General features: G+C 65.6%; 14 protein-coding genes. 8 read left to right on the top strand and 6 right to left on the bottom strand.

The annotated features are described in order from the left end of the window. The first annotated feature begins 14 nt into the window (after nt 1–14). The 4 genes from nirB (at nt 15) to cobA (ending at nt 6,402) form a co-directional block, all read left to right on the top strand. A complete protein-coding gene (nirB, locus tag ACCQ01_RS10745) occupies nt 15–2,432 on the top strand; it encodes a nitrite reductase large subunit NirB (protein ID WP_267132102.1) in 2,418 nt (805 codons plus the stop codon). Next, on the top strand, nt 2,429–2,794 hold the full coding sequence (gene nirD, locus ACCQ01_RS10750) for a nitrite reductase small subunit NirD (RefSeq protein ID WP_019237667.1): 366 nt from the start codon (nt 2,429–2,431) through the stop codon (nt 2,792–2,794). The genes nirB and nirD overlap by 4 nt, the downstream gene beginning before the upstream one ends. Nucleotides 2,795–2,850: 56 nt before the next feature. After that, nucleotides 2,851–5,589 carry a nitrate reductase gene (locus tag ACCQ01_RS10755; RefSeq protein WP_503258193.1) on the top strand — a complete coding sequence of 913 codons (2,739 nt, stop codon included), beginning with the start codon at nt 2,851–2,853 and terminating at the stop codon, nt 5,587–5,589. Between the two features lie 66 nt (nt 5,590–5,655). Continuing rightward, entirely contained in the window at nt 5,656–6,402 is a 747-nt protein-coding gene (cobA, locus tag ACCQ01_RS10760; RefSeq protein ID WP_228432983.1) for a uroporphyrinogen-III C-methyltransferase, read from the top strand. 33 nt (nt 6,403–6,435) lie between these two features. Here cobA and ACCQ01_RS10765 read toward each other — a convergent pair whose 3' ends face one another. From ACCQ01_RS10765 to ACCQ01_RS10790, 6 genes are read right to left on the bottom strand one after another with little or no spacing between them, the layout of a single operon-like run. After that, a complete protein-coding gene (locus ACCQ01_RS10765) occupies nt 6,436–7,521 on the bottom strand; it encodes an acyltransferase family protein (RefSeq protein ID WP_012438394.1) in 1,086 nt (361 codons plus the stop codon). A 56-nt stretch (nt 7,522–7,577) separates the two neighbouring features. After that, nucleotides 7,578–8,876: an NAD(P)H-dependent oxidoreductase gene (locus ACCQ01_RS10770; RefSeq protein WP_228432964.1), complete on the bottom strand. Its 1,299-nt coding sequence runs from the start codon at nt 8,874–8,876 to the stop codon at nt 7,578–7,580. After that, nucleotides 8,873–9,454, bottom strand: coding sequence for a dTDP-4-dehydrorhamnose 3,5-epimerase (rfbC, locus tag ACCQ01_RS10775; RefSeq protein WP_228432965.1), 582 nt, complete (start codon nt 9,452–9,454; stop codon nt 8,873–8,875). Before rfbC ends, ACCQ01_RS10770 begins: the two co-directional genes overlap by 4 nt. Next, entirely contained in the window at nt 9,451–10,500 is a 1,050-nt protein-coding gene (locus ACCQ01_RS10780; RefSeq protein WP_228432966.1) for an NAD-dependent epimerase/dehydratase family protein, read from the bottom strand. Before ACCQ01_RS10780 ends, rfbC begins: the two co-directional genes overlap by 4 nt. A gap of 4 nt (nt 10,501–10,504) precedes the next feature. Beyond that, nucleotides 10,505–11,278, bottom strand: coding sequence for a glucose-1-phosphate cytidylyltransferase (gene rfbF, locus ACCQ01_RS10785; RefSeq protein WP_228432967.1), 774 nt, complete (start codon nt 11,276–11,278; stop codon nt 10,505–10,507). A gap of 54 nt (nt 11,279–11,332) precedes the next feature. After that, complete coding sequence (locus ACCQ01_RS10790; RefSeq protein ID WP_228432968.1) at nt 11,333–12,517, bottom strand: glycosyltransferase family protein; 1,185 nt, start codon at nt 12,515–12,517, stop codon at nt 11,333–11,335. A gap of 245 nt (nt 12,518–12,762) precedes the next feature. Between ACCQ01_RS10790 and ACCQ01_RS10795 the strand changes: the two genes are divergently transcribed. From ACCQ01_RS10795 to ACCQ01_RS10810, 4 genes are all read left to right on the top strand, one after another. Beyond that, nucleotides 12,763–13,938 (top strand): NAD(P)/FAD-dependent oxidoreductase, encoded by a 1,176-nt coding sequence (locus ACCQ01_RS10795; RefSeq protein ID WP_228432984.1) that lies wholly within the window; start codon nt 12,763–12,765, stop codon nt 13,936–13,938. After that, nucleotides 13,929–14,237, top strand: coding sequence for a hypothetical protein (locus tag ACCQ01_RS10800; protein ID WP_076055310.1), 309 nt, complete (start codon nt 13,929–13,931; stop codon nt 14,235–14,237). Before ACCQ01_RS10795 ends, ACCQ01_RS10800 begins: the two co-directional genes overlap by 10 nt. A 211-nt stretch (nt 14,238–14,448) precedes the next feature. Beyond that, nucleotides 14,449–14,706 (top strand): KGG domain-containing protein, encoded by a 258-nt coding sequence (locus ACCQ01_RS10805; protein WP_012438401.1) that lies wholly within the window; start codon nt 14,449–14,451, stop codon nt 14,704–14,706. Between the two features lie 752 nt (nt 14,707–15,458). Further along, complete coding sequence (locus tag ACCQ01_RS10810) at nt 15,459–15,968, top strand: ferritin-like domain-containing protein (protein WP_228432969.1); 510 nt, start codon at nt 15,459–15,461, stop codon at nt 15,966–15,968. Nucleotides 15,969–16,128 lie beyond the last annotated feature (160 nt).

The following is a 16,128-nucleotide window of genomic DNA, read 5'->3' on the forward strand; positions in this document are numbered from 1 at the left end:
TCATCGGCAACGGCATGGCCGGCATCCGCACCGTGGAGGAACTGCTCAAGCTGATGCCGGGCATGTACCACATCACCGTGTTCGGGGCCGAGCCGCATCCCAACTACAACCGCATCCTGCTCTCGCCGGTGCTGGCCGGCGAACAGGAGTTCGACGACATCGTGCTCAACCCGCTGCAGTGGTACCGCGACAACGGCATCCATTTGCACTTGAACAAGGAAGTCACCCGCATCGACCGCGTGCGTCGCCGCGTGATTGCGGCCGACGGCACCGAGGCCGAGTACGACCGCCTGCTGATCGCCACCGGCTCGGTGCCGTTCGTGCTGCCGATTCCCGGCAACGACCTGAAAGGGGTCATCGGCTACCGCGATATCCAGGACACGCGCACCATGATCGACACCGCGCGCACCCGCCAACACGCGGTGGTGATCGGTGGCGGCCTGCTGGGCCTGGAAGCGGCCAACGGGCTCAAAGTGCGCGGCATGGAGGTCACCGTGGTGCACCTGGCCGGCTGGTTGCTGGAACGCCAGCTCGACCCGGTGGCCGGCAACCTGCTGCAGCAGGCCTTGCGCGCACGCGGGCTGGAGTTCCGCTTGAACACCGCCACCAGCGCGCTGCTCGGCAACGCGCAGGGCGAGGTGATCGGGGTGCGGTTTGCCGATGGCAGCGAGATCCCGGCCGACCTGGTGGTGATGGCGGCCGGCATCCGCCCGAACACGCGGCTGGCCGAAGAAGCCGGCATCCATTGTTCGCGTGGCATCGTGGTCAACGACAGCCTGCAAAGCTTCGACCCGCGCGTGTATGCGGTGGGCGAGTGCGCCAACCATCGCGGCATTGCGTACGGCCTGGTGGCGCCGTTGTTCGAGCAGGCCAAGGTGTGCGCGAACCATCTGGCGCAGTTCGGCATCGGCATCTATCGTGGATCGGTGGCATCGACCAAGCTCAAGGTCACCGGCATCGACCTGTTTTCTGCGGGCGATTTCATGGGCGGCGATGGCTGCGAGGAAATCGTGCTGTCGGATCCGGCCGGTGGCGTCTACAAGAAATTGGTCATCCGCGACGACGTGCTGGTGGGGGCGTGCCTGTATGGCGACACCAGCGATGGTGGCTGGTACTTCAAGTTGCTCAAGGACGGGGCACCGATCCAGGCGCAGCGCGACCAGTTGATCTTCGGTGAAAGCGCACTGGGCGATGCGGGCACCGGTGGCCAGGACCGCGCCAGCGCAATGTCCGATAGCGACGAAGTCTGCGGTTGCAATGGCGTGTGCAAGGGCACCATCGTCAAGGCGATCAGCGAGCAGGGCCTGTTCACCGTGGACGAGGTGAAGAAGCACACCAAGGCGGCGAGTTCGTGTGGCTCGTGCACCGGGCTGGTGGAGCAGATCCTGATGAACTGCCTGGGCTCCAACTTCCAGGAAACCCCGAAAACCAAGGCGGTTTGCGCCTGCACCGATCTGAGCCATGGCGATGTGCGGCGCGCCATTGCCGAACACAAGCTGCTGACCCACGCGCAGGCCTATGCCTTCATGGAATGGCGCACGCCCAACGGCTGCGCCACCTGCCGGCCGGCGATCAACTACTACATGTTGTCGACCTGGCCGCATGAAGCCATCGACGACCCGCAGTCGCGTTTCATCAACGAACGTGCGCACGCCAACATCCAGAAAGACGGCACGTTCTCGGTGATCCCGCAGATGAAGGGCGGGGTGACCAATGCCAGCGAACTGCGCAGGATCGCCGATGTCGCCGACAAATACGCGGTGCCTATGGTCAAGGTGACCGGCGGCCAGCGCATCGATCTACTCGGGGTCAAGAAGGAAGACCTGGTGGATGTATGGCGCGACCTGGGCATGCAGTCCGGGCATGCGTACGGCAAGTCGATCCGCACCGTGAAGACCTGCGTGGGCAGCGAGTTCTGCCGCTTCGGCACGCAGAACAGCACGCAGATGGGCATCGATCTGGAAACCATGCTCGCCAACATGTGGAGCCCGCACAAGGTGAAGCTGGCGGTGTCTGGCTGCCCGCGTAATTGCGCCGAATCCGGCATCAAGGACGTGGGCATCATCGCGGTGGATTCGGGCTGGGAACTGCATGTTGGCGGTAACGGCGGCATCAAGACCGAGGTGGCGCGCTTCCTGGTCAAGGTCACCACTGCCGAAGAGGTGCGCGAATACACCGGCGCGTTCCTGCAGCTCTACCGCGAACAGGCCTATTACCTGGATCGCACCGTGCACTACATTGCGCGCGTGGGGCTGGACTACATCCGCGCGCAGGTGGTGGACGATGCCGCCAACCGGCGCGCGCTCTACGAGCGCCTGCTGTATTCGCTCGAAGGCCTGGTCGACCCGTGGAAGGCCCGCATCGCCGGCGAACGCCGCCAGGAATACCAACCGCTGCGCATTGCCGCGCCAGCCGCCACGGTGGAGGAATGAGCATGGCCGAGAACGCCTGGGTGCGTGTGTGTGCGCTGCAGGAGTTGCCCGAACTGGGTGCGCGCGTGCTCGACGTGGAGGGGCTGCCGCCGATTGCGATCTTCCGCACCGCCAGTGATCAGGTGTTCGCCTTGCGCGACCGCTGCCCGCACAAGGGCGGGCCGTTGTCGCAGGGCATCGTTGCCGGAGAGACCGTGACGTGCCCGCTGCATGGTTGGGCGATTGCCTTGCAGAGCGGCCAGGCCTGCGCACCGGATGTGGGTTGCGCACCGCGCTATCCGGTGAAGGTGGAGGCCGGTGCGGTGTGGATCGTGCTGCAGCCGGTGCTGCAAGCCGACGCCGTTGCCGAGCCGGCCGCATGAGCGATGGCCTGCTGACGGCGCTTGGCGGTGAGGCGCAGCCGCTTGCGTCCTCGCCGATGCATCGCACCACGCGCTCCACCTGCTGTTACTGCGGGGTTGGCTGTGGCGTGTTGATCCACAGCACGCACGATGACGCCGGCGAGCGCATCGTCGGCATCGAAGGCGACCCGCTGCATCCGGCCAATCACGGGCGCCTGTGCAGCAAGGGCCTGGCGTTGCCGCAGACCGCGGCCAGCCAGCAGGGCCGCGTGCTGGCGCCGGAGTTGCGACGCCACCGCGACGCACCGCGCACGGCGGTGAGCTGGGACCAGGCCTTGACTCACGTCACCGGCAAGCTGGCTGCAATCGTCGACCAGCACGGCCCGGATGCGGTGGCGTTCTATGTCTCCGGGCAGTTGCTCACCGAGGACTATTACGTCTTCAACAAGCTCGCCAAGGGGCTGTTGGGCACCAACAACATCGACACCAACTCGCGCCTGTGCATGTCCAGCGCGGTCACCGGCTACAAGCTCGCCCTCGGTGCCGATGGCCCGCCCACCTGCTACGAGGATCTGGAGCTGGCGCAGACCGTGCTGTTTGCCGGCAGCAACATGGCCTACGCGCATCCGGTGCTGTTCCGCCGGCTGGAAGACGCGCGCGCGCGCAACCCCGAGATTCGCTGGATCGTGATCGATCCCCGTCGTACCGACACCGCGGCCATGGCCGACCTGCACCTGGCCATCGAACCCGGCACTGACGTCGCATTGTTCAACGGCATGCTGCATCACCTGATCTGGGAGGGCCTGGTGGATGCGCGTTTCGTTGCGGCGCAGACCGAAGACTTCGATGCCCTCAAGCACATGCTGCGCGAATACACACCGCGCATGAGCGCCGAGATCTGCGGAATCTCGCACGAGGACCTGGTGCAGGCGGCCGAGTGGTTCGGGCGCAGCCCGGCTGCGTTGTCGCTGTATTGCATGGGCTTGAACCAGTCGGCGCATGGCACCGACAAGAACCTGGCGCTGATCAACCTGCACCTGGCCACCGGCCAGATCGGCAAGCCGGGCGCCGGGCCGTTTTCGTTGACCGGTCAGCCCAATGCGATGGGCGGGCGCGAAGTGGGCGGCATGGCAACGATGCTGGCCGCGCACCGCGAGATCGGCAATGCGCAGGAGCGCGCGGAAGTGGAGCGCGCCTGGGGCGTGCCGGCCGGACGCATCAGCGCCACACCGGGCGCACCGGCGGTGCAACTGTTCGAGCGCCTGCGCGCGGGCACGCTCAAGGCGGTGTGGATCGTGTGCACCAACCCCGTGCATTCGATGCCCGATATCGAGGGCGTGCGCGCGGCGCTGGAGCAGGCCCAACTGGTGATCGTGCAGGACGCGTTCTCGGGCACCGACACCGTGCCTTACGCCGACGTGCTGCTGCCGGCCGCCAGCTGGGGCGAGAAGGACGGCACCGTGACCAACTCCGAGCGCCGCATCACCCGCGTGCGCAAGGCAGTGGAACCGCCCGGCCAGGCGCGCGCGGACTGGTGGATCGCGCGCGAAGTGGCACGCCGGCTGGAAGCGCGCCTGGCCCCGCAGAAGGGCGCCGGCCTGTTCGCGTTCGACACGCCGGCGCAGATCTTCGATGAGCACCGCGCGTTGACGGTAGGGCGCGACCTGGATATCGGCGGCCTGGACCATGCCGCACTGGATGCACGCGGGCCGCAGCAGTGGCCATTCCCGGCGGGTGCCACGCAAGGCCAAGCGCGACGCTACACCGATGGCGTGTTTGCAACCCCCAACGGACGTGCGCGCTTCCATGCCACGCCGTACCGCAAGGTTGCCGAGCCCACCTCGGCACGCTTTCCGATGCGCTTGCTGACCGGCCGCTTGCGCGATCAGTGGCATGGCATGTCACGCAGTGGTCGCGTGCCCGGTGCGTTTGCGCATAGCCCCGAACCGGCATTGCGCATGCATCCGGACGATGCCGTGCGCCGTGGCCTGCAAGCGGGCGAACTGGTGCGTGTGGCCAGCAAGCGCGGCGCGCTGGTGCTGCCGTTGGAACTGTCCGACGAGCTGCGCTCGGGTACGGTGTTTGCGGCCATGCACTGGAGCGCGCAGACGCTGGCCAGCGGCGGCATCAACGAAGTCAGCACGCCGGCCGTGGACACACGCTCGCAGCAGCCCGAGCTCAAGCACGCGGCCGTGCGCGTGGAAAAGGCCGCATTCGGCTGGCATCTGCTGGCGGCACGCCGCGGCGATGCGCTGGCCCTGCAGCAAGCCTTGCAGCAGTTGCTGCGCGATTGCGGCTATGCCGGCCTGCGCCTGCATGCCGAGCCGGGCGGCGATGCCGGCGGGCAGTGGGCGGTGTTGCATGCGGCCTGCGAGCGCGCGCCGTCAGCAGAGTGGATCGACCGGTTGGTGGCCGCGTTGCAGTTACCGGCCGGTGCCGACATGCTCGAATACCGCGACCTGCGCCGCGGGCTGATGCGCCGTGTGGGCTGGCGGCTGCAGGACGGGCACAGCCATATCGATGGCGTGCTGCTCACTGCGGCGCAACCCAGCGCGGCCAATCAGTCGCTGCTGGACACGGCCTTGCGCGGGCAGCCGTGGCGCGGCGCGCGCCTGGCCGTGTTTGCGCAGACCCAGGGTGCGCCGGCCGATCCGATTGTGTGCACCTGCATGCACGTGTCCAGCGCCGCGATTCATGCCGCCATCGACGACGGCGCCGACCTTGCGCAGCTCAAGCAACGGCTGGGCTGCGGCACGGTGTGTGGCTCCTGCGTTCCACAACTCACCCGGCTGTGCCGGCCGTCCCAGCGTGCCTGAGCGCGCGTTCCCCTCCTGCCTTGCGAGACCGCTGCCATGATCAACTCATCCTCCCGCCGTCGTGATGTGGTGTTGCTCTCCGCTGGCCCCGGCGACCTGGAACTGCTCACCATCAAGGCGGTGAAGGCATTGGCCACTGCGCAGGTATTGCTGCTCGACGATCTGGCCAATCCGCAGATCGTGGAGCTGGCACCGCAGGCGCGCGTGATCCGGGTGGGCAAGCGCGGTGGCTGCCGCTCCACGCCGCAGGACTTCATCTGCCGGCTGATGCGCCGTTACGCACTGCAAGGCGTGCAGGTGGTGCGCGTCAAGGGCGGCGATGCCTTGTTGTTCGGGCGTGCCGGCGAAGAGATCGCCTTTCTGCGCGCCGCCGGTGTCGGCGTGCAGGTGATCAACGGGGTCAGCGCGGCGTTCGCAGCCGCGGCGGCGCTGGAGGTATCGCTGACCCATCGCGCGCATTGCCACGGCATCACCTTCGTCACCGCGCATACGCACGACCACGGCGGGCCGAACTGGGGCGCGCTGGCGGCCAGCGGCACCACGCTCGGCATCTACATGGGGCTGCGCCGGGCCGACGCAGTGGCCAGTGCCTTGCTGGCGCATCTGCCGGCCAGTACACCGGCGGCCATCGTGCAGGCGGCCACGCGCGCCGAGCAGCAGCGCCGGCTCACCACGCTGGGCGAGCTGGGCCGCACTGCTGCCACGCTGCCGCCGGACCTGCCCACCCTATTGCTGGTAGGTGGTGCGATGGCCGAAGCCAATGCTGCGTGCGATGACTCGCTTGGCCTGCTGCAGCAGCAGGCGGTGGGTTGAGGCAGTGCGCCGTGTTGGGCTGCTGCACTGCTGTTAGCGGCGTGACAGCAACCGCCGTGCGTGGCGCAACGCGGGGCGTTCGTAGTACAGGTGATACGCGACGCCGAGCGCAATCGCTGCAGCTGCACTGAGCAGCAGGTTCACTTGCCAGGTCGCGGCGGGCCCAAGCCGCCGCGTGGCACGTGCCACCAACGACATCAGCGGCATGTGCACCAGATAGATCGCATAGGACGCATTGCCGAGCAGCACCAGCGCCGGCCCAATCTGGATCCAGCCGCGCCATTCGGCACGCACCAGCCCCACCAGCGCTGCGGCAATCGCCAGCCCGAGCAGCGGCGAATGTGCACGCTGCAGGCCGCCCAGCACGAAGCACAGCAAGGCCAGTGGCGCCAGCAGCGCACACACCAGCAGCGGCCAGCGCGCTGTGCTCAACACTGCGCGTGCGGCCAGCATGCCGAACACGAATTCCAGCGTTATCGGGTGGAGCAGCAGCGCACGCCAGGAGAGATCGACGGGTTGTTCGAACGGGGCGGCCCATGCGCCAGCGCCGCGCGCGTCGACTGGCTGCAGTGCGGCGGCGTGCAGGAATGCGTTGTAGAGCAGGGTGAGCGCAGCCCAGGCCAGTGCGCAGCGCAATGGGTAGCCGCTGCGAAAGAACACCCACGCCAGCGCGTAGAACAGCAACTCGTAACTGAGCGTCCAGGCCACGCCGAGTGCTGACTGCCCGCCTACCGGCAGCAGCGTGAGCGTGGTGACCCATGACCAGTCCAGACCACCATCGTCCAGCGCCGGCAGCAGTGTGTAGATCAGCGCCAAAGCAATACCCAACGGCCAGTACGGCAGATAGATGCGGCTGAGCCGGCTGGTGGCGTAGTCATGGCTCCAGCCGGGCAGCGCCGCGCTGGCATGGTTGACGTAGTAGATGATGAAACCGGACAGCACAAAGAAGAAATCCACGCCCAGATAGCCGTGCGCCATGGCTGCGGCCAGCCACGCCGGCACGGGTTCCACCAAGTGCGTAGTGGGCAACAGCATGTGGCTGCCCACCACCATCAACGCGGCGAGCGCGCGCCCGGCCTGCAGCACGCGGATGGTGGAACGGGCGGGTACCGAGACCATGCGGGTGGCACTGCCACGCGCTCTGCGTGGCGGTGCTGCGGCTCAGCCAGCCGCGCTCATGCGGCCAGCCCCGCCGGTGCGAACACTGCGGCCTGCTCGGCGCGCAGTTGATCGATCAGGCGGTGTTGCGGCAGCTGGACGTCGTCGTAGGTGAGTACCTGGTCCTTGGTCACCGCATGCCGCAACACGCAGCCTTCGGCCACGCCCATCGGCAGCAAGCGCTCGCGCGCGGTGACATCGGCGCGCTCGCATTGGCCGTAGCTCATGTAGCCACCCAGGCCATCGATGGTTTCGCCCGCGGCCAGATCGCGCTTGGCAGTGGCGATCACCTCCACCAGCGGCGCGCCCAGCGGTTGCAGCACGGCATCGCCCAGCAGCACCACACGCGCCACCGACAGCGGCACTTCGAAATGGCACAGGTGATACGGCGTGTAGAAGCTGTACAGCGGGCCTTCGCCGAGTTTGTAGAGGTTGAGGTAATGCCGCTGCTTGGGGTCTTCGTGCGTGGCCAGCACAAACACGCCGGGCGAGGGCAGGGCGCCCACCACGTAATCCACCGCACCGCCCACCGCGCTCAGTGCATCGATGTCGTAGCGCTGGGTCAGCTGATCGACGTGGCCGTGGTGTTCGTAACCGGTCATGCCACGCTGCAGGAGCGACATGCCGGTGCCATTAGCCACGATCGCCTGCTCGAAGCTGATCTTGGTGCCATCGGCAAAGCTGGTGACCATGTGCGGGTCCTGGCCCCACTTGGCCGCAAATCCGGCCTGGGTGGTGGGCGTGCGGTAGGGATCCTGCAGGCCCTTGATATTTCCGCAAAGCAGCGGTGTGAGCCCGATCGAGCGCACGAAGCGGTACAGATTCATCTGCACGCCGGGCTGATCGCCATCGCAGGCGCTGAAGATCACGCCCGCTGCATCGGCCTTGCGTTTGAGCAGCGGGCCCACGGTGCCATCGAGCTCGGCATTCATGGTGACCATGTGGCGGCCGTTGGCGATGGCGCCCAGGCTGATCCGCGCGCCGTAGTCGATGGCGCCGGTGGCATCGATCAGGCAATCCAGCGCATCGCAGCCATACAGCAGCGCGGGGTCGTCGGTGACGGCCGGTGCGCCGGCGGCGATCTGTCGCGACAATGCGGCCGCATCGTCTACGCGGGTAGCCTGCTGGCCGGCCTGACGGTAGGCCTCGATCGCCTTATCGACACTGCGGTTGCAGATCACCGCCAGGCGCATGCCGGGCACGGCATGGGCGATCTGGTTGACGATGCCGCGCGCCATGAATCCTGCACCGTAAAGCCCAACGCGCAGCGGGCGGCCTTCGGCAGCACGCGCCTGCAACAATCGATCGACGCTCATGCGCGCTCCTGTTGAGTCAGCCCGGTCAGTTGGGTCACGCCATGCACCTGCTCATTGAACTCCGGCCAGGCGGCGTCCTTGTCGGACAGCAATGCGGGCGTGCACGGCCAGCGGATGCCAATGCGCGCATCGTCCCAGCGCAGGCCGCGTTCGGCAGCCGGCGTATACATCGCACTGGCGAAATACAGCGCTTCTGTCTGCGCCTGCAGCGTGATGAAGCCATGCGCAAACCCGCGCGGCACATACAGTGCCAGGCGGTTGTCGGCACTGAGTTCGACCCCGTACCACTGCAGGTAGGTGGGCGAATCCGGGCGCAGGTCGACGATGGCATCCCACAGCGCGCCGCGGATGCAGCGCACGATCTTGACCTCCGGCGCGGGCGGCAGCTGATAGTGCATGCCGCGCAAGGTGCCGGCCTCTGCGTTGAAGGAGTTGTTGACCTGTACGAACTGGTCTACCAGCCCGGCCTGCGCCATTTCCTGGATACAAAACACCCGCGCAAACCATCCACGCGCATCGCCACGCGGTTCGGGCTCAATGATGAAGGCGCCAGACAACGGCGTGGGGCGGAAGATCATGCCGCCGCCCTCAGATCGGCCGCGAGTGCGCCGCTGTCCACCAGCTGCTGCAGGATGCGCAGGCGGATGAAATCCGAGCTCTGGCGGAAGTTGCCATCGGCAAAGCCGGCGCGCAGCAGGTCATCACGCAATTCGGTAATGGTGGACTGCAGTGTCTGCTGCGGCTGGTGCTGTGGCGCCAGGCGCTGGAACAGCGAAAAATCCACGCGATACGAGCGGTTGTCAGCCGGTGCGGTGGTAGAGATGGACACCGTGGCCGATGGCATCGCCGCGCCCACTGCCTGCGCCAGATCGCGGATCTGCACATTCCACTGCTCGGCGCCGGCGTTGACGGCCAGAAAGCGCCCGCCCGCCAATGGGGTACGGCCCAGCGCCCAGTCGATCGCACGCGCCATGTCGCGCACATGGATCAACGGCCGCCAGGGCGAACCATCCGACAACACCTCCACCGTGCCATTGGCCACTGCGCTGGCAACAAAATCGTTGAGCACCAGATCCAGCCGCAAGCGTGGCGATGCACCACAGGCGGTGGCAAACCGCAGGCAGGTGATCACCATGTCGGTCTCCAGCTGGGCCAGGGCGCGCTCGGTATCGATCTTGGAATGCGCGTACGCGGTAAGCGGCGCCACCGCGCTGCTTTCCGAACGCGGTGTGCCGTCTGCGGCTGCGCCATACACGCTGCAGCTGGAGGCGAACACGAAGTGTTTGACGCCAGCCTGCGCGGCGGCCTGTGCTACTGCGACACTGGCGCGGCAATTGATGGCGTCGGTGACCTGCTCGAAGCGCTTGCCCATGGCGTCGTTGGAGATCGCCGCCAGATGCACCACGCCATCGAAGCCGCTCAGTTGCTGCGCGGTGAGATCACGCACGTCGCCGAACCACTGTTGATCGAGCACCACCTCGGGCAGCTGACGCGGGTCGGACAGGCAATGCGCAAACCAGCCGCGATCCAGGCCCACCAGCCACGCGTCCGGGTACTGCTGCCGCAGGTGTCGTGCTACCACCGGGCCGATATAGCCCATGTTGCCGGTGATCAAGATGCGCATGTGTTTACTCCCAGACGCGCCAGGGCGCCCGATTGGATGACCAGAGGGTTTCGAGATAATTGCGGTCGCGCAGGGTGTCCATCGGCTGCCAGAAACCCTCGTGCCGGTATACGCTCAGTTCGCCGCGGTCGACCAGGGTTTCCAGCGGGCTGTTCTCCCACACCGTGGCATCACCTTCGATCACGTCGATGACGCGCGGGTCGAGCACAAAGAAACCGCCGTTGATCAGGCCGTCGCCATCGAGCGGCTTTTCGCGGAAGCCGGTGACCTGTTCGCCTTCCACGCGCAGCGCACCGAACCGGCCCGGCGGTTGCACCGCGCTCACCGTCGCCAAACGGCCTTCGCGCCGATGCAGCGCAATGGCGGCGCCAATATCGATGTCGGCCACGCCATCGCCGTAGGTCATGCAAAAGGCGTCATCGCCGTGCAGGTGCTCGCGTACACGGCGCAGGCGGCCGCCGGTCATGGTCTGCGCACCGGTGTCCACCAGCGTCACCCGCCACGGTTCGGCGCGGGTGTTGTGCAAGGTGGTGGTGTTGCTGCCCAGATCGCAGGTCACATCCGATTCGCGCATGTGGTAATTCATGAAGAAATCCTTGATCACCTCACCGCGATACCCCAGGCACACCACGAACTCGTTGATGCCGTTATGCGCATAGATTTTCATGATGTGCCAGAGGATCGGCTTGCCGCCGATCTCCACCATGGGCTTGGGGCGAATGGCGGTCTCCTCGGAGATGCGCGTCCCCAGGCCGCCAGCCAGAATCACTGCCTTCATCTGCCTTTCCTTTGGGCTGTCGCGCCGGTGGTGCTGGCGCTGTAGTGGTGACTGTCAGGCGCTGACGCTGTGGGCGATGTACGGAGACACGGCGGTCTGCTCGGCCATGGTGGCCAGCGTGTCGAGCATCGCCATGCGCTCTGCCATCAATGTGGGCCGCGGCAGGTCCAGGGTCTGCAGGATCTGCGCCCAGCGGTGCGCCCAATCGTGCCGGCGCAGGCTGTGCACGGTGTTGTGCAGGCGCGCGCGTGCCAGCCGCTCCGGCTGCTGTTCGAGCGCGCGCAGGAACCCACCAATATCGTCCAGGTCTGCCGGCAGTTCGATCACCGCATCGTCCCAGTCAAAGCACTGTGCGAACTCGGGGCAACGCTGCGCGGAGCCAACAATGACCGCACCACCGGCGGCGCCTTCGAAATAGCGGGTGGCCAGGGCTTGCTTCTTGACGCCCTTGAAGAAGCCCTTGTTGTCCACCACGAAGTCGTGGGCCATGAAGAACTTGGCACGCTTGATCATCGCCGCCGACTGCAGGCGGTGGGCAGGCCAGTGCGTTACGGCACCGCCACGCACCACATCGTGCAGGTAGAAGAATTCCGGGTGCGCCTGCGCATGCGCCAACAACTTGTCGTGCACATCTGGCTTGCGGCGGCCGATGCTCACCACATCGATGCAGCGCTGTTGCGGATGCGGCATCGGTGTGGCCAGCAACACATCGCAGGCGCTGGGCAAAAACGACACCGGCGTGCGCGTGTACGCGCGCAACGGCTCCACGCAACTGGCATTGAGTACGAACACGTGATCGAACCCATCCAGCAGGCGCAACTCGGACCTTTGCGATTCCAGTTGCTCGGGCCAGGTTTCCAGCAGATACGCCACGCGCGTGCGGCAGCGTTCTTGCCAGTGCCCAATGCGGCTGAGTGTGCTCAACTCTCGGGGGAACTGGCACACGTAGAAAAACAGATCGTAGTCGCGCTCAACCTCGCGCCGTTGCGCATTGGATGCGGCCGGTTGGCCACGTAAGCGGCGCAGCGCGGAAATGCCGCGATAGCTGAGCTCGTTGAGCAGATAGGACACGCTCGGGTTGACGCCGCGCCCGCTGGCATACGCAGCCGCAGGCGGACACACTACGTCGGCATGTTCCAGGCTGCGGACCACATTGAGAAACGCATAGGCCTGCCCATTAAACGCTTCGGGCCATGCCTCATAGTTCGAGGACAGCAGGACTGACCGGGCCGCAGGCATTGCAACTCCTTGACGCCAACGCTTCTCCGGACCGATCCGCAGCGAACGCTACGGCCGGGTGGGGTGGAGCAACGCGCGTCGACAAAAGTTAGATAAAGGTTTGTTGGCCCTAGACAACCGTGAATCAATGGCTAACGGAGCCTAAATATAGAAATGTTCCGTAAGCAAACAGTGATACCGGTCGCGACAATGCGTGACGATCTAGTGTGCGTTTACACTTGCGCCGTCTCGAACTGGACGAACGCATGCACGACGTGGATTGCATCGTGGTGGGCGCCGGCGTTGTAGGCCTGGCCATTGCACGACAGCTTGCGATGCAGGGAAACGAGGTGTTGATACTCGAAGCCGCATCGGCCATTGGCACCGGCACCAGTGCGCGCAACAGCGAAGTCATACACGCCGGGTTGTATTACCCGCCCGGATCGTTGAAGGCGCAGCTGTGCGTTCGCGGCAACGCATTGCTGTATGCATATTGCCGCCAACGCAATGTGCCGCATCAACGCTGCGGCAAGTTGATCATTGCCTGCGATCAGGCGCAGACCGCGCAGCTGGAGGCGTTGCAACGCAATGCAACCGACAGCGCCGCACCGGGCGTGGTGCCATTGAGCAGCGCACAGGTGCAGGCGCGCGCACCTGCGCTGCGCTGCGCGGCTGCGCTGGAATCCACCACCACCGGCATCATCGATAGCCACGCATTGATGCTGGCCTTGCAGGGCGACGCCGAGCGACATGGCGCCACGCTGGCGTTGCGCGCGCCGGTGCAATCGATCGAGCCGCTGGTTGCCGGCTTCCGCGTCTGCACGGCGGGCGGCGACGCGATGGGGTTGACGTGCCGCTGGTTGATCAACGCTGCCGGTCACGGTGCGCCGGCGTTGGCCGCACGCACCGAAGGCCTGCCAGCCACTGCGCGCGTGCGCGCGCACTATGCGAAGGGCAGTTACTTCACTTTGGCCGGGCGGTCGCCGTTTCATCAATTGGTGTATCCGTTACCCGAGCCAGGTGGCCTGGGTGTGCACCTGACGCTCGATCTGCAAGGGCGTGCACGCTTCGGCCCCGATGTGGAGTGGGTGGCGCAGCCCGACTATCACTGCGAGCCGGCGCGCGCCGAGCATTTCTATGCGGCAATCCGCCGTTACTGGCCAGCGCTGCCCGATGGCGCACTGCAACCGGGCTACTGCGGAGTGCGCCCGAAGATCGGTGGCCCCGGCGAGCCGGCCGCCGACTTCCGGATCGATGGGCCCGCGCTGCACGGCATGGCGGGGCTGGTGAACCTGTTCGGCATCGAGTCGCCTGGCCTGACTGCCTGCCTGAGCATTGCCGAGCATGTGGCAGCGCTGCTGGGTGATGAGGTGCGGGCCGCCGCCCATGCAGGGGCTTCCAGTCAAGGTGGTTCTGCGCAGGGAAGTGCCGCATGTTCCTGATCCAGGTACTGCTGCCGCTCGCCGACAACAATGGCGTGCGGTTTGAGCAGGCAATGTTCGACGAGGTCCATCAGCACCTGGCCATGCGGTTTGGTGGCATCACTGCCTACACCCGGGCACCGGTGCATGGCGCCTGGCAAGAGCAGGGCGCGCAGCTGGTACACGACGACCTGGTGATCTACGAAGTCATGGCCGATGACCTGGATCGCGGCTGGTGGCGCAGCTACCGCGCGGAGTTGGAGCAGCGCTTCCGCCAGGAACAGCTGATCGTGCGCGCGCAGGAGATCACCCTGCTCTGAGCGGTGCGGATCGGCGCGTGCGTGGTAGCGCTATCCCTTTGGGGTCGGGCCGCGTGAAAGCGGGTGTGCAACTTTTGCACAGCGAGCGCAGCCGTTTTTGCCTGCATTGGTCGTCGCCACACCGAAATGCGTGGGTTTGAGGGTTGGCACGATAGTTGCGGTACCTCTTATACCCAGTGACGTAGTCATCGACGCATCGAGAGGAGGCACAGTGGAGGACGGACAGAACGCAACTCGCAGCCGGCGCGGTTTTGCCGCATTGGATCCGGAGAAGCGCCGTTTGTTGGCGAGCAGTGGTGGCAAGGCGGCGCATGCCAGTGGCAATGCGCACGAATTTACTAGCGACGAAGCGCGCGAAGCAGGCCGAAAGGGTGGCCAGGCCGTGAGTCGTGATCGTGACCATATGTCGCGTATCGGCAGCAAGGGCGGTCGTTCCAAGCAGGCCAAGCCCCAGGAAGAATCCGCATAAGTCACCCGGCACGCAGCAATGCGTGCCGGTTCTTGTGTCAGCAATGGAAACCGGCCCCGGTGCGCTTCGGACACGGGGCCGTTAGCGTTTGAAAAGACGCGTTTTGCCCGCACTTTCGCATTGCTGGTAGCTGCAATCGATTGCAGCGTCTGGATGAAGGCAAGGCCATGATGCGTGATGCAGTACGCTTGCGCTCGCCAACCTATTGATGCGCAAGGCATCCATGTCAGGTCGGCAAATTTTGCACACCGTCTCTTGCTGAGAGATCGATTGCAGGCGAATTTGTCGTAATCACTCAGGCCTCCGCAACCGACTGTGCAAAGCATGCACGCACCGCCGAACGCCTCGCATGTGCGCGTTTGTTACGCGCGACGAGCCCAGTGCGACGCATTACCCACGAAGGCAGTTGCGCTGGGGCGGATCGTTGTGACGCCATTGCCCGTAAGGGCGGAATAGGCCCGGGGGTGCTCCTGCGAATGCAGCGCAAGGCGCTTGGAGACGATCGCTTGCGTGGGAAGTACTGCGCCGGGCCGCCTTGTGCGCCTGTGTCGTCAGCGAAAAGCCAGTGAAGCGCGCCATCAAACGGGCATGTAGGCACGCACGATCTCGCACCGCACTTGCCGCGGGCGCGCATCGACGCCTGTGCATGTAAAGCCATTGTCGACGACGCACATGCCGTTCACTCGATGCAGCCGCGCCTTTCATCGCAGCGCGGGCAGCCTGGACCCATCGTAGACAACAGGAGACCCCGCATGGCCGAACCCCGTGAAAACCTGATGGACTGGTTGCGCGATGCGCATGCAATGGAGCAGCAGGCCGAGCAGATGCTCAAGGCCCAGGCCGCGCGGATCGAGCATTACCCAAAGCTCAAGGCGCGTATCGAGCAGCATCTGGAAGAAACGCTGGGGCAGCAGCGATTGGTTGAGGCAAGCATCGAGCGCCTGGGCGGCTCGCCATCGGTGGTGAAGGACGCGATGGGCAAGATGGCGGCCTTTGGCCAAGCCATGGGCGGCATGACCACCTCGGACGAAATCGTCAAAGGCGCGATGGCCAGTTACGTGTTCGAAAATCTGGAAATTGCTACCTACACCGCGCTGTTGGGTGCTGCAAAAACGGTGGGGGACGTCGAAACACAGCGCATGTGCGAGCAGATCCTTCCGCAGGAAGAAGCCATGGCCAAGTGGCTGCTGGAACACCTGTCTGAGCTGACCGAAGAATTCCTGGTGCGTGATGCAACGCCCGGAGTCACCGCGAAGAAGTAACTGCATCGCATGGGGCACCAACGTGTTGGTGCTGGGTGGGAGACAGGGCCCTGCATAGCGGGGCCCTGTGCGTTTTGGCCAACAACTTACGCATGCAGGGTCACGCGGCCAGAGGCAATGTGCGCGCAATACGCCTTCCAAAAACTTCGATTGCCAGCGC

This window comes from Xanthomonas sp. NCPPB 4037, from assembly GCF_041475695.2.
Classification (GTDB): domain Bacteria; phylum Pseudomonadota; class Gammaproteobacteria; order Xanthomonadales; family Xanthomonadaceae; genus Xanthomonas; species Xanthomonas campestris.

Bases quoted from the DNA above. Each gene is read 5' to 3' on its own strand.
- ACCQ01_RS10810 (WP_228432969.1), top strand. From the start codon at position 15,459: ATGGCCGAACCCCGTGAAAACCTGATGGACTGGTTGCGCGATGCGCAT.
- ACCQ01_RS10770 (WP_228432964.1), bottom strand. From the start codon at position 8,876: ATGAGCGTCGATCGATTGTTGCAGGCGCGTGCTGCCGAAGGCCGCCCG.
- ACCQ01_RS10800 (WP_076055310.1), top strand. From the start codon at position 13,929: ATGTTCCTGATCCAGGTACTGCTGCCGCTCGCCGACAACAATGGCGTG.
- ACCQ01_RS10780 (WP_228432966.1), bottom strand. From the start codon at position 10,500: ATGCGCATCTTGATCACCGGCAACATGGGCTATATCGGCCCGGTGGTA.
- ACCQ01_RS10795 (WP_228432984.1), top strand. From the start codon at position 12,763: ATGCACGACGTGGATTGCATCGTGGTGGGCGCCGGCGTTGTAGGCCTG.
- rfbC (WP_228432965.1), bottom strand. From the start codon at position 9,454: ATGATCTTCCGCCCCACGCCGTTGTCTGGCGCCTTCATCATTGAGCCC.
- nirD (WP_019237667.1), top strand. From the start codon at position 2,429: ATGAGCATGGCCGAGAACGCCTGGGTGCGTGTGTGTGCGCTGCAGGAG.
- ACCQ01_RS10790 (WP_228432968.1), bottom strand. From the start codon at position 12,517: ATGCCTGCGGCCCGGTCAGTCCTGCTGTCCTCGAACTATGAGGCATGG.
- nirB (WP_267132102.1), top strand. From the start codon at position 15: ATGGCCGGCATCCGCACCGTGGAGGAACTGCTCAAGCTGATGCCGGGC.
- ACCQ01_RS10755 (WP_503258193.1), top strand. From the start codon at position 2,851: ATGCATCGCACCACGCGCTCCACCTGCTGTTACTGCGGGGTTGGCTGT.
- rfbF (WP_228432967.1), bottom strand. From the start codon at position 11,278: ATGAAGGCAGTGATTCTGGCTGGCGGCCTGGGGACGCGCATCTCCGAG.
- ACCQ01_RS10765 (WP_012438394.1), bottom strand. From the start codon at position 7,521: ATGGTCTCGGTACCCGCCCGTTCCACCATCCGCGTGCTGCAGGCCGGG.